At 33.5% G+C, this 14635-nt stretch carries 10 protein-coding genes; 7 read left to right on the forward strand and 3 right to left on the reverse strand.

The annotated features are described in order from the left end of the window. The first annotated feature begins 46 nt into the window (after window positions 1-46). Window positions 47-1192, forward strand: a complete 1146-nt coding sequence (locus JM658_RS00495) for a DegT/DnrJ/EryC1/StrS family aminotransferase (protein WP_236957268.1) — start codon at window positions 47-49, stop codon at window positions 1190-1192. A 43-nt stretch (window positions 1193-1235) separates the two neighbouring features. Beyond that, entirely contained in the window at window positions 1236-2252 is a 1017-nt protein-coding gene (galE, locus tag JM658_RS00500) for a UDP-glucose 4-epimerase GalE (RefSeq protein WP_236957269.1), read from the forward strand. Between the two features lie 89 nt (window positions 2253-2341). Here galE and JM658_RS00505 read toward each other — a convergent pair whose 3' ends face one another. Next, complete coding sequence (locus JM658_RS00505) at window positions 2342-3124, reverse strand: SDR family NAD(P)-dependent oxidoreductase (RefSeq protein WP_236957270.1); 783 nt, start codon at window positions 3122-3124, stop codon at window positions 2342-2344. 222 nt (window positions 3125-3346) lie between these two features. Between JM658_RS00505 and mfd the strand changes: the two genes are divergently transcribed. Both mfd and JM658_RS00515 read left to right on the forward strand, forming a co-directional pair. Beyond that, window positions 3347-6724 carry a transcription-repair coupling factor gene (gene mfd / locus JM658_RS00510; protein WP_236957271.1) on the forward strand — a complete coding sequence of 1126 codons (3378 nt, stop codon included), beginning with the start codon at window positions 3347-3349 and terminating at the stop codon, window positions 6722-6724. Between the two features lie 42 nt (window positions 6725-6766). Next, window positions 6767-8065 (forward strand): thioredoxin-like domain-containing protein, encoded by a 1299-nt coding sequence (locus JM658_RS00515; RefSeq protein WP_236957272.1) that lies wholly within the window; start codon window positions 6767-6769, stop codon window positions 8063-8065. Window positions 8066-8168: 103 nt separating this feature from the next. Here the strand turns inward: JM658_RS00515 and JM658_RS00520 are convergent, their stop codons facing one another. Next, window positions 8169-8828, reverse strand: a complete 660-nt coding sequence (locus JM658_RS00520; RefSeq protein ID WP_236957273.1) for an aspartate kinase — start codon at window positions 8826-8828, stop codon at window positions 8169-8171. Between the two features lie 139 nt (window positions 8829-8967). Then, window positions 8968-9327 carry a YraN family protein gene (locus JM658_RS00525; RefSeq protein ID WP_236957274.1) on the reverse strand — a complete coding sequence of 120 codons (360 nt, stop codon included), beginning with the start codon at window positions 9325-9327 and terminating at the stop codon, window positions 8968-8970. Window positions 9328-9495: 168 nt separating this feature from the next. Here JM658_RS00525 and metG point away from each other — a divergent pair, with 168 nt between their 5' ends. From metG to JM658_RS00540, 3 genes are all read left to right on the forward strand, one after another. Further along, window positions 9496-11592 carry a methionine--tRNA ligase gene (gene metG, locus JM658_RS00530; protein ID WP_236957275.1) on the forward strand — a complete coding sequence of 699 codons (2097 nt, stop codon included), beginning with the start codon at window positions 9496-9498 and terminating at the stop codon, window positions 11590-11592. Window positions 11593-11662: 70 nt separating this feature from the next. Beyond that, a complete protein-coding gene (locus JM658_RS00535) occupies window positions 11663-13789 on the forward strand; it encodes a Tex family protein (RefSeq protein ID WP_236957276.1) in 2127 nt (708 codons plus the stop codon). A 186-nt stretch (window positions 13790-13975) separates the two neighbouring features. Then, on the forward strand, window positions 13976-14494 hold the full coding sequence (locus JM658_RS00540) for a ferritin (RefSeq protein WP_236957277.1): 519 nt from the start codon (window positions 13976-13978) through the stop codon (window positions 14492-14494). Window positions 14495-14635: the final 141 nt, after the last annotated feature.

Consider the following 14635-nt stretch of genomic DNA (forward strand, 5'->3'; position numbering starts at 1 on the left):
TGGTTACTAATTTTTGTAATTTCGTAGCTACTTAAGATCGATCTCCATGAGGAAAATACAGATGGTTGACTTACAAAGTCAATATAGTTTCATAAAAGAACAAGTAAACAATTCCATAACCGAAGTTTTAGAATCTGCTGCATTTATAAATGGGCCAGAAGTGCAAAATTTCCAAAAAGAATTAGAGACATATTTAGATGTAAAACATGTAATCCCGTGTGCTAACGGTACAGACGCATTGCAAATTGCAATGATGGGATTAAATTTAAAGCCAGGAGACGAAGTTATAACTGTAGACTTCACCTTTGCAGCTACTGTAGAAGTGATTGCGTTATTACAGTTAACTCCAGTTTTGGTAGATGTGGAGCCTGATACTTTTAATATAGACATTGAAGCTATTAAAAAGGCAATTACTCCAAAAACAAAAGCTATTGTACCAGTTCATCTTTTTGGACAGTGTGCCAATATGGAAGCTATTATGGAAATAGCGAAAGAACATAACTTATATGTAATTGAAGATAATGCTCAAGGAATTGGTGCAGATTACACTTATAAAGACGGAACTACCAAGAAATCTGGTACTATTGGTCACGTTGCAGCAACCTCTTTCTTTCCTTCTAAAAATTTAGGATGTTATGGTGATGGTGGTGCAATTTTCACTAATGATGATGAATTAGCGCACACGCTTCGTGGTGTTGTAAACCACGGAATGTACGAACGCTACCATCATGATGTTGTTGGTGTAAACTCTCGCTTAGACTCTATTCAAGCTGCGGTTTTACGTGCTAAACTTCCATTGTTAGACACTTATAATACGAAAAGAAGAGAAGCTGCCGTAAAATATACCCAAGCATTAAAAGGGCATAACCATATTATAACTCCTGTGTTGGCTGAAGGCGAACTTGAAGCTAGCAATAATCACCACGTTTTTCATCAATATACCTTAAGAATTACAAACGGTAAACGTGATGAATTAGTAAAATTCTTAAACGAAAATGGAGTTCCTTGCGGAGTATATTATCCAATTCCATTACACAGTCAGAAAGCATATATGGATTCTCGTTACAATGAAAGCGATTTTGAAGTAACAAATCAGTTGGTAAAAGAGGTTATTTCTTTACCTATGCATACAGAGCTGGATGATGATCAGATTGTATTTATCACCGATAAAATAAAAGAATTTATTAACTAACCGAGTTATAGCTTTTGCCTAACTCACACCAATAATATTATAAATGAAAATATTAGTAACCGGAGGACTAGGTTTTATAGGGTCTCATACTGTTGTAGAGCTTCAAAATAAAGGTTTTGAAGTTATCATTATAGACAACCTATCTAATTCTTCTCTTGATGTTTTGGATGCTATCACCAAAATAACCGGCAAGAAACCTGAATTCGAGAAACTCGATTTGAGAGAAAAAGATGCTGTTGCTGCTTTCTTTAAAAAACACACAGATATAGCAGGAGTTATACATTTTGCTGCCTCTATTTTTGTAAATGAAAGTGTAGAAAACCCATTACTATATTATGAAAACAACTTAAATTCATTAATCTATCTTCTGAAAGAAGTTTCTGCAAGAAAGGAAATGTCGATGATTTTTAGTTCATCTTGTACTGTTTATGGCGAAACAGATAAATTGCCTATAACGGAAGAAGCCCCTGTAAAAAAAGCAGAAGCTCCTTACGGTAACACAAAACAAATAGGAGAAGAAATAATCCAAGACACTTGTAAAGTTAATCAGCATATTAAAGCTATTTCTTTACGTTATTTCAATCCAATTGGAGCACATCCAAGTGCTAACATTGGAGAAACTCCTCAAGGAAAGCCACATCACTTGGTTCCTTATATCACGCAAACAGCAATCGGAATCAGAGAACAATTACTAGTTTTCGGTGGAGATTATCCTACTGAAGACGGAACTTGTGTTCGAGATTATATCCATGTGGTAGATTTAGGAAAAGCACATGTTACCGCTTTAGAACGATTACTTGAAAACAAAAACAAATCTAATTACGAAGTTTTTAATATCGGAACAGGAAAAGGAAGTTCTATTTTTGAGGTAATTCAAAGTTTTGAAAAAGTAAGCGGACAAAAACTCAACTATAAAGTTGTAGACAGACGTCTTGGAGATGTTACTGCTATTTATGCAGACACTAAAAAAGCAAATGAAGAATTAGGATGGCAAGCTAAGTCTACTTTAGATGAAGCAATGGATTCTGCCTGGAAATGGGAACAAAAAGTAAGAAGTTAATATTTCCGACATATAATTATAAAATTGAGCGTAGCCGAAAAATTAATCCGACTACGCTCAATTTTTATAAAAACTTTCCTTTTAATAATTTAATATGCAGTTTTAACAACTCCTCCATCTACACGGAGCGCTGCCCCATTAGTTGCTGCAGATAGCGGACTAGCAATATAAACTACCATATTTGCTATTTCCTGAGGATTTGCAAATCGCTGCAATAAAGAAGTAGGACGCTCAGTTTTAAAAAACTGCTTTTCAACCTCTTCCCTTTTTCCTTCCTCTACTCCTGCAAACTCTTTAACTCCTTCTGAAAGTGTTGGCCCGGGCAAAACAGCATTAACCGTAACATTTGTACCTTTTGTTGTTTCTGCAATTCCACGAGAGACTGCAAGTTGTGCCGTCTTCGTCATCCCATAATGCACCATTTCCTCAGGAATATTAATACCACTTTCACTAGAAATAAATATAATACGACCCCAATCGCGTTTCTTCATTCCTGGTAATAAAGCACGCGATAAACGAACGCCACTCATTACATTGATATCATAAAACCGCTGCCATTCATTATCTGATATTTCTTCAAAAGGCTTCGGTTCAAAAACCCCTACATTATTAATTAAAATATCTACTTCTCCTAAAGCACTGATTAAGGATTTTATTTCCTCAGGACTCGAAAAATCACAAACATATCCTGTTACATTTGCATTATCTATTTCCTTAGAAATACTCTTTATAGCATCATCAATCGAGCTTTGAGTTCTTCCGTTTATAACAACTTCAGCTCCTTCTTTAGCAAGTGTTTTTGCTATTGCAAATCCAATTCCCTTCGTTGAACCAGAAATAAATGCTCGTTTTCCTTTTAATTCTAAATCCATATCTATTTTATTTACACTCAAATTATTCAATAAGTGTTACATAAAAAAGTTTCATCCTGGTTTTAAGTTTAATTTAGCTTTTCTATTGTAAAGACATTCATTTATCTTTGTAGCTAACTCCCCTACAGTTTTACTGATAAGGAAGTTAGTCCAAAGCAATTAATCTTTTCCACGTGTTACGTTGGGAAATTAAGCCCACCTAGTGGGGTAAAATAAGTTTCAGTGAGTAAAAAAATCACGCTACCTGGTCTCAAACAGGTTATAACTACGTATAAAGAATCTCTGCAACAACAGAAATTAGGGAGTTCTATTGCCAATTCTCAAAATAACATTCATTTAAAAGGCCTTGTAGGATCGTCACTTTCATTTGTAATTGCAAATGCATTTGAAGATGCTGAATTACCTTTTTTATTTATTCTGAATGATAAAGAAGAAGCCGCCTATTATCTAAATGATTTAGAGCAACTCATAAACGAAAAGGATGTTCTTTTTTATCCTGGAAGTTATCGTAGACCTTATCAGATTGAAGAAACAGACAATGCAAATGTTCTCTTAAGAGCAGAAGTATTGAACCGTATTAATTCTCGAAAAAAGCCTGCAATAATTGTCACCTACCCTGAGGCGCTTTTTGAAAAGGTTGTCACCAAAAAAGAATTAGAACGAAGCACGTTAAAAATAAATCTTAATGATAAGCTTTCTATAGATTTTATAAATGAAACGCTATTTGAGTATAAATTTAAAAGAGTAGATTTTGTAACTGAGCCTGGAGAGTTTTCAGTTCGTGGTGGTATTGTAGATGTGTTTTCCTTTTCTAATGATGAACCATATCGAATAGAGTTTTTTGGTGATGAAGTAGATAGCATCCGTACTTTTGATGTGGAAACTCAGCTATCAACTGATAAACTAAAGAAAATTTCAATTATTCCGAATGTTGAAAATAAACTGCTGGAAGAAGATCGTGAAAGTTTCTTAAAATATATTTCAGTAAAAACAGTTGTCTTTATTAAAAATAACGAGCTTCTTTTTTCAAGAATAGATAGTCTATTCACTAAAGCCGAAGAAGCTTTTGATAAGCTATCTAAAGATATAAAACACGCACCTCCAAAAGAACTTTTTTCTACAGGCGCACTTCTTAAAGATCAGCTTAAAACATATATAACCGTAGATTTAAGTACACCTAAAGACAATGATACTTACTACGAAACAATAACCTTTAATATAGCTCCTCAACCTTCTTTTAATAAACAATTTGATTTATTAATCGAAGATTTAGATGAAAATCATGAGAAAGGATATACAAACTATATCCTTTGTGTAAGTGATCAGCAGGCAAAACGCTTTCACGATATTTTTGACGACATGGAAGTCGACGTTCATTATCAAACAGTCGTTTTTTCTATGTTTCAAGGGTTTATTGACAAGGAGCATAAAATTGCGTGCTATACCGATCATCAAATTTTTGAACGCTATCATAAGTTTCATTTAAAAAATGGATATTCCAAAAAGCAAGCTATTACTTTAAAAGAACTCACCAATTTGGAAATTGGAGATTATGTAACTCATATCGATCATGGAATTGGTACATTTGGTGGTTTACAGAAAATTCAAGTTGAGGGGAAATTACAAGAAGCTATTAAACTTATTTATGGAGAGCGAGATATCCTATATGTAAGTATCCATTCGCTTCATAAAATAACTAAATATAACGGGAAAGACGGAAAAACTCCTAAAATATATAAACTAGGTTCTACCGCTTGGAAAAACCTTAAAAAGAAAACAAAGAGTAAGGTTAAAGAGATTGCTTTTAACCTTATTAAACTATACGCTAAAAGAAAAACAGAAAAAGGGTTTCAATATGGCCCTGATAGTTATCTCCAAAATGAGCTTGAAGCCTCCTTTATTTATGAAGATACTCCAGATCAAAGTACAGCTACCGAAGATGTAAAACGAGATATGGAGAAGGAGCAACCTATGGATAGACTTGTTTGTGGGGATGTTGGTTTTGGTAAAACAGAGGTTGCCATTCGAGCAGCTTTTAAAGCAGTTGATAATGGTAAGCAAGTTGCTGTTTTAGTACCTACAACCATTTTAGCTTTTCAGCATCAGAAAACATTTAGCGAACGTCTATCTGATATGCCAGTAACCATAGAATATCTAAATCGCTTTAGAACCGCTAAAGAGAAAAAGGAAACGCTAGAAAAGCTTGCTGAAGGGAAAGTTGATATTATTATAGGAACCCACCAATTGGTAAATAAAAATGTAAAATTTAAAGACCTCGGCCTTCTTATTGTTGATGAGGAGCAGAAGTTTGGTGTTGCCGTAAAAGACAAACTGAAAACAATTAAAGAAAATGTAGACGTACTTACACTTACCGCTACTCCGATTCCGAGAACGCTACAATTTAGCTTAATGGCAGCAAGAGATCTTTCTGTTATTACTACACCTCCGCCAAATAGATACCCAATTGAAAGTAACGTAATTCAACTTAATGAAGAAGTTATTCGAGATGCTATTTCTTATGAAATTCAACGTGGCGGACAGGTTTTCTTTATCAATAATAGAATTGAAAACATTAAAGAAGTAGCAGGAATGATACAACGTTTGGTTCCTGATGCTAAAATTGGAATCGGACACGGCCAGATGGACGGAAAGAAACTAGAGCAATTAATGCTGAGTTTTATGGCTGGAGATTTTGATGTTCTGGTAGCTACTTCTATTATAGAAAGTGGACTTGATGTTCCGAATGCAAACACAATATTTATTAATAACGCCAATAACTTTGGTCTTTCAGACCTGCATCAAATGCGCGGACGTGTTGGACGAAGTAATAAGAAGGCATTTTGCTATTTTATAACACCTCCATACTCTGTAATGACGGAAGATGCCAGAAAAAGAATTCAGGCATTGGAGCAATTTACAGAACTGGGAAGCGGATTTAATATTGCAATGAAAGATTTAGAAATTCGTGGTGCTGGAGATATTCTCGGTGGTGAGCAGAGCGGATTTATGAATGAAATAGGTTTTGATACGTATCAAAAAATACTGCAAGAGGCTATTGAAGAACTAAAAGAGAATGAATTCGCCGATCTTTACGATACTCCAAAAGAAGACAAGGTATATGTAAAAGATACACAATTGGATACCGATTTCCAATTGCTTTTCCCAGATGATTATATCAACGCAATAACAGAACGTTTAAAATTGTACAGCGAATTAAGCAATATTAAAACGGAAAAAGAGTTAGAAACATTTGAAAGTCAGCTTATAGATCGTTTTGGAGAACTTCCAGAAGAAGCTATAGATTTACTAAACAGTGTAAGAATTAAATGGATTGCTACTCAATTAGGTCTTGAAAGAATTATTTTAAAGCAAGGTAAAATGATAGGTTACTTTATTGCTGACCAACAAAGTAGTTTTTATCAAAGTGATAGATTTAGAAGTATTTTACAATACATTCAAGCACATCCTAAAGTTGGGAAGATTAAGGAGAAAGAGACTCGTAACGGCCTACGTTTACTTATAACTTTCGAGCAGATAAAATCTATTCACAAAGCTCTAAATACGATAAAACCAATTTTAGAGCCTGCTTACAGCGAATAGCCTTTGGCTTGATAATTGTAATTTAATATTAAAAAAACAACGATGAAAAAGCTTATATTTTTACTAATACTAATTCCTTTTTTGGGGTTAGCACAACATAGCATCTCTGGTACTTTTACGCCTAAAGATCAGTTTAGCAAGGTGTTTTTATATCGAGTAACACCAAACTATCCTACCTATATTTCGAATAGCAATATTGCTGCTGATGGAAATGCAACTGTTCCACTGGAGAGCACATTAGAGACCGGAATGTATCGTTTGGTTTTTGGAGTTCCTCAAGATGAGTATTATTTTGATTTTATTTACAACGGAAAAGAAGATATTACTTTTGAATACAGTAGTACTGGAGGCGTTACCTTTTTAACTTCTGACGAGAATCTTATCCTTCAAGAATACAATGCAAATGCAGATGAGGCCAAGCACTTGCTTAGTGCTACTTTTGAACCAGATGTTAAAAAAAGTACTTTCTTTAATGTATTTAAAGCCATCGATGGGATTCAGAATCAATACGAGACTCAAAGCGAAGGCATGCTGGCCAATCATTTTATAAAAACTGGAAGGCTTCCTATTCCTCAGAAACAAATATCAATAGAAGAATATTTAAGTCTTGAAAAGAATGAGTTTTTTAAACATATCGATTTTAACGATCCAATTCTTCAGAATTCTAACTACTTAGAAAATGCCTCTAAAATTTATGTTTTTAGATTCGCAAACAAAGACACACCTTCTCAATATGTTCAAAATATAGACTATGTAGCAACAAAGATTGGTACTAATAATGAATTGAAAAAATCAATTTTAGAAGGTCTTTGGTATGATTTTTCTGATATAGATAATATGGAAATTGCCAACTATATATCGGACACCTATCTTGAGAAATTGGCTCAAGAATTTGGAGATAAAAAACTAGTTGTAGACATAAATAAATATAAAAAGACTGGCGTTGGAGCAAAAGCTCCTAATTTTAATCTAGGAAACTCTAAGAGTTTATATGATTTAAATGATGCTGAAAACTACCTCATTATTTTTTGGAGTAGTACTTGTTCTCATTGCTTGAAAGAGATCCCAGAAGTAAATAAGTTTTTAGAAAATACTTCTAGTAATAAACTTAAAGTTATTGCCTTCGGATTAGAGGAAAGCGAGCATCCTTGGAAAGACACTATTAAAGAATTTCCTAGTTTCACACATGTATACGGAGCTGGAAAATGGGAGAATAAAACTTCTAATGACTATAATGTAGTTGCAACTCCAACTTATTTCCTTCTAAATGCTGATAAAAAAATCATTGCAAAACCAGATTCTTTAGAAGAACTTGAAGAAACTATAAATACGATTCAGTAACTAACCCCGAAGGAAACCTACGAGGTTGAGAATTACAATCAATTATAAATAAAATTATAGAGTATTCTAAAACTTAATCGTGAGTTTTTAGAGTACTCTTTTTTTATAGCGCTTTAAGGTCTTTTATGACTTTAAATGCAATATCTATTTGATCTTCCCCTACTATAATCGTAAACTCATTTGTTGTAGAAATTACTTCGTGAAGTATAATTCCTTCCCACGCTAAACGCTGAAAAATAAAATAATAAATCCCAGGAATCACTACATTCTCTTCAGGCAACTTAACGCTAATCGAAGAAAGCTTATCTACTTTCTGAGTTAGCTTTTCATCTTTAAATATTGTTTCAACAACAGCATTCATTGAGTCGCTAACAACAATATTGGTTTCATTAACCCCACGAGATGAAGTATAAAAAACATCTTTATTATCATTTATCTCTTGTAATAAACGCGCTTGCTTATTAAGAATAGTGTCAGAAATTAAAAAGGTATAGTCTGTGAGAGACGATCGGACAGTAATTTCTCCAATGTTCTTTAATACTTTTAAAATTCTGTGAGTTGCTCTAAATTCTAACTCTGAAGAAAGTCTTTTTAAAGCCATTACAATCGCTCCATTACGAACTTCTTTCCCTAATTGCTCTTCGATATCTGGCTTTATATTCCTAGAAAGCGAAGTTAGATTAATAATTCCCTGAGCTAATGCACTTTGTAAAAAAGGCTTTGATTTAATGTAATTTTCTACAATTGACGATATTGTTTTCATTTTCGTGGTTTGGTTTGGTATTTTAAGAGGCTGTAAATTTAAGCGAACTTTTCTTAAAAACAAAAAATTAAACGAATTGTTTTATTTATAACAAATTGTTTTTATTCGGAGAAGCCGTCAATAGCAGAACTTTAGAAGCTTAAAAATGATAAAAAGCATCTTCAAAATGCTCAATTGTGTACTTTTCTTTGTTTTTAAAAACGGCCACAATATCAAAACGTACTTCCATATTAATATTATTATCTATCATATAATAATCCATCACTTTTACCATAAGTCGTATTTTTTTGTTGTTCACAAAGCTTTGGGGATCTCCAAAAAAGATAGAACTTCTAGCTTTTACCTCCACACAAACCACTTGGTTATTAATTTGAGCTATAATATCTACTTCAGCACGATCGTATCTATAATTTTTTTCCTTGATCTCATATCCCTTTTTTAAAAGCAATGCTTCGGCCATTTCTTCCGCCTTTTTACCAAACTCATTATGTGTTGCCATAGTTATAAATATCTCATTTTCTTAGATGAAATAAGACCATAAATAACCTAGAAAGAATTATTTCAATTTAAAAAGTACGAAATATTAAATTAAGAAAATTAGTATCCCATATTTATCTGCAAACTCCCTTGAAAATTCTTATTTTTGTGACTTCAATAAATTTTGAGAATGTCAGAGAAATACAACGATACACCCAAAAATAAAGATAGATTTACAATCACAGCTGCCTTACCCTACACTAATGGTCCGATACATATTGGGCATTTAGCAGGAGTTTATGTGCCAGCAGATATTTACGCGCGTTATTTGAGATTAAAAGGAAAAGACGTTGCATTTATCTGCGGAAGTGATGAACATGGTGCAGCAATTCCTATGAAAGCTAAAAAGGAAGGAGTTACGCCACAAGAAATCATTGATAAATACAATGGTGTCATCAAAAAATCTTTTGAAGATTTTGGTATCTCCTTTGATAATTATTCTCGTACATCTGCAAAAATTCACCATGATACAGCTTCAGATTTTTTCAAGAAAATGTACGAAGATGGTAAATTTATAGAAGAAGTAACTGAGCAACTTTTCGACGAAGAGGCACAACAATTTCTAGCAGATAGATTTGTAGTGGGAACATGCCCAAAATGTAATCATGATGGAGCCTATGGCGATCAATGTGAAAACTGCGGAAGTTCTCTAAATGCAACAGATCTTATAAACCCTAAGTCTACAATTACAGGTTCTGTTCCTGTTTTGAGAGAAACAAAACATTGGTTTTTACCTTTAGATCAATATGATTCTTTCTTAAGAGAATGGGTTATAAAAGGACATAAAAAAGACTGGAAGTCTAATGTATACGGACAAGTAAAAAGTTGGATCGATGAAGGTCTAAAGCCTCGTGCTGTAACTAGAGATTTGGATTGGGGAATCCCAGTTCCTGTGGAAGGTGCGGAAGGAAAAGTTCTTTACGTTTGGTTTGATGCTCCAATTGGATACATTTCATCTACAAAAGAATGGGCAGAACGCGAAGGGAAAGATTGGGAACCTTATTGGAAAGATTCTAGACTGATTCATTTTATCGGAAAAGATAATATTGTCTTCCATTGTATTATTTTTCCTGCAATGCTTCAAGGACACGGAGATTATATATTACCTGAGAATGTTCCAGCAAACGAATTTTTGAACCTAGAAGGTAACAAACTTTCTACTTCAAAAAATTGGGCAGTATGGCTACATGAATATTTAGAAGATTTCCCAGAAAAGCAAGATGTATTGCGCTATACATTAACAGCGAATGCTCCAGAAAATAAAGACAACGATTTTACGTGGAAAGATTTCCAAGCTAGAAATAACAACGAATTGGTTGCTATCTTCGGAAATTTCATCAACAGAGTTATTGTACTTACACATAAGTATTACGAAGGTATTATTCCTGAGCCAAATACTTTTAGTGATATTGATAAGGAGACATTAGAAGAACTAAGAAAGTATCCTGAAATCATTTCTAATTCAATTGAAAAATATCGTTTTAGAGAAGCTTCTCAAGAGTTAATGAATGTTGCGAGGCTTGGAAATAAGTATCTTGCAGATGAAGAACCTTGGAAAGTTATAAAACAAGATGAAGAGCGCGTTAAAACAGTGATGTATGTAGCTTTACAAATTGCTAGTGCTTTGGCAGTTTTAAGTGAACCATTTTTACCGTTCACCTCTAATAAACTTAAAGAAATGCTCGCTTTCAATTCTTTAGATGAAAATTTACAATGGAATGATATTACCAATAAGGAAGTTTTACTTCCAGCTGGACATACCGTTGAAAAAGCATCTTTATTATTTACGAAGGTTGAAGATGAAGAAATTCAAAAACAATTAGAAAAATTGGAAGCAACTAAAAAAGCAAATCAAGAAAGTCTAGCAGAAGAAAATGCTACTGTAGAACCACAAAAGGATATTATTACTTTTGATGATTTTACAAAATTAGACATGCGTGTAGGAACAATTTTAGAGGCAGAGAAAATGCCAAAAGCAGATAAGCTCCTTGTTTTAAAAGTAGACACAGGAATTGATGTAAGAACTATTGTTTCTGGGATTGCAAAAAGCTTTAATCCTGAAGATATTGTTGGAAAAAAAGTTACTGTTTTAGTAAACCTAGCTCCTCGAAAATTGAGAGGCGTTGAAAGTGAAGGAATGATATTAATGACGGAGGATAAATCTGGAAAAATAGTTTTTATAAATCCTGATGAAGCGGGAATTCCAAGCGGGAAAACGATTAATTAAATACAACAACATTACAATTATAGAAACCCCAAAAGTTTAAAAAGCCTTTGGGGTTTTAAAATTAGCCACTATGCAAACACTCATTCAATACATAGTAAATAAAACTTCTATTGCTGAAAAAAGCATTGAAAGCACTGTAAATCTTATTGATCAAGATTGTACAATCCCCTTTATTGCTCGCTATCGTAAAGAAGTTACTGGGAATTTAGACGAAATTCAGATTGGAGATATTGTTTCTTTAAAAAAGGATTTCGAAGCTTTACAAAAACGAAAAGAGCAAATTTTAAAATCCCTAAAGGAGCAAGAAGTACTTTCTGATGAATTAAAACAAAAAATAGAGCACACAGATAATCTAGTTGCATTAGAAGATTTATACCTCCCCTATAAAAAGTCTAGAAAAACAAAAGCAGATACAGCTAGAGAAAATGGATTGGAGCCACTTGCAAAAATAATCATGGCTCAGAATGCAAACGACATAGATGCTATTGCCACTAGATATACAGATAAAAATGTAGCTTCAGAGGAGGAAGCTTTAGAAGGTGCGCGACATATTATTGCTGAATGGATTAATGAACGTCTGGATATTCGTAATGCCATCAGAAATCAATATGAACGCTATGCAGAGATTAATACCAAGGTAGTAAAGACGAAATCGAAAGATGAAAATGCTCAAAAATATAGAGATTATTTTGAATGGAATGAGCCGTTAAAGCGTTGCCCTTCTCACAGATTGTTAGCAATTTTAAGAGCAGAGAATGAAGGCTTTATTAAAGTTAAAATTACAATAGATCAAGACAAAGCTTTGGATTTTATTGAAAATAGAATCATAAGATCAAACAACGCCTGTGGAGCGCAAATAGAACTTGCGGCTACAGATGCTTTTAAAAGACTGCTTGCTCCTGCACTTAGCAACGAGGCCTTAACCAATGCCAAAGAAAAGGCAGATGCAACAGCAATCTCAGTTTTCGCAAAGAATCTAAAACAACTCCTTTTGAGTCCGCCACTAGGTGAAAAAAGAGTGTTGGCTATCGATCCTGGGTTTAGAACTGGATGTAAAGTGGTGTGTTTAGATAAACAAGGAGGATTGCTTCACAACGAAACAATCTATCCGCACGAACCAAGAAAAGAAGCTACACAAGCTATAAAGAAGATTAGCACTTTAGTAAATGCATATAAAATTGAAGCCATTGCTATTGGTAACGGTACTGCATCACGAGAAACAGAAACGCTCGTTAAAAGAATTCGTTTTGATAGTGATGTGCAAGTTTTTGTTGTTAGTGAAGCTGGAGCATCTATTTATTCAGCATCAAGAATAGCTCGAGAAGAATTCCCAAATTATGATATTACGGTACGAGGTTCTGTTTCTATTGGAAGACGACTTTCAGACCCTCTAGCGGAGCTTGTTAAAATCGAAGCTAAATCTATTGGCGTTGGGCAATATCAACATGATGTAGACCAAACAAAGCTAAAAGATGAACTTGATAGAGTTGTTGCGAGTTGTGTAAATAAAGTAGGTGTAAACATTAACACAGCCAGCAAATCGTTATTGAGTTATGTTTCTGGAATTGGCGATAAACTAGCCGAAAATATTGTTTCTCATAGAAATGAAAATGGTCCTTTTACATCTCGTGAAGCTATAAAAGAAGTTTCGAGGTTAGGAAATAAAGCTTTTGAACAAAGTGCAGCCTTCCTCCGTATTAAAAGCCCAACAAACCCTTTAGATGATTCTGCTGTTCATCCTGAAAGCTATTCTGTAGTGAATAAAATGGCTGTAGATTTAAAAGTGAAAATTAAAGATTTGGTTGGTAACAAAGAACTGATTAAGAAGATTCCGCTTGAAAAATACTGCACGAAGAACATCGGTTTACCAACACTTACAGATATTGTCAAAGAATTAGAAAAACCTGGAATCGACCCTAGAGAAAAGGCAAAAATTTTTGAATTCGATCCAAATATTAAAACCATCAACGATTTAAGACCTGGACAAATACTTCCTGGGATTGTAAATAACATCACTAATTTTGGATGTTTTGTAGATATCGGAATTAAAGAAAGTGGGCTTGTACATATTTCTAAACTAACCGATGGTTTTGTCTCAGACGTAAACGAAGTAGTTACTTTGCAACAACATGTAAAAGTTAAGGTTACAGAAGTTGATATTAACAGAAAACGCATTCAACTATCAATGTCATTTTAAAATCACAACTATATAAAGCACATTGATTTAATTAAAACATAAGCCTAACATAACTTATTGATATCAACAGATATTGCCTTTTGATATTATTGAATTTACATAGACTATTTAAAAATTAGTAGATGAATCCCAAAAGATGTTTAGGTATAGAATAATTTCATTAAATTTAAAAAAAATAGAATCACAATGTTAAAAAAGAAAATAGAAGACGCATTAAATAAGCAAATAAGAGTTGAAGCTGAGTCTTCACAAATATATCTTGCAATGGCATGCTGGGCAGAAGTAAAAGGCTTAGAAGGTGTTGCTCAATTTATGTATGATCAATCTGATGAAGAGCGTGAGCATATGCTAAAGCTTGTGAAATTTATAAATGAACGTGGCGGACATGCAAAAATTTCTGCTCTAAAAGAACCTAATGTTACTTTTGAGAGTTTTAAAGAAATGTTTGAAAAACTATTTGACCACGAAGTTTTTGTTTCTGAAAGTATCAACAATCTTGTACATATCACTTTAGAAGAAAAAGACTACGCAACTCATAACTTTTTACAATGGTATGTTGCTGAGCAAATAGAAGAAGAGGCTATGGCAAGAACGATACTAGATAAGATTAATTTAATTGGAGATGACAAAGGAGGTCTTTACTTGTTTGATCGTGACATCCAACAATTAACTGTAACTAGCTCTGCTTCTACTCCATTAGAGTAAATGAAAAGTGTTAAAGTTTATTTAGATTAAGTTTAAATAGATATATTTGTCCAAGGTAATCAAATGTATTTCCGTTGGGCAAAAAGAAAAAAGATAAAGAGAAGAAAAAAGACAAAAAGGTTAAAGAACTTAAAACTAAGG

Origin of the sequence: Joostella atrarenae, assembly GCF_021764745.1 — a bacterium.
GTDB classification, from domain to species: domain Bacteria; phylum Bacteroidota; class Bacteroidia; order Flavobacteriales; family Flavobacteriaceae; genus Galbibacter; species Galbibacter atrarenae.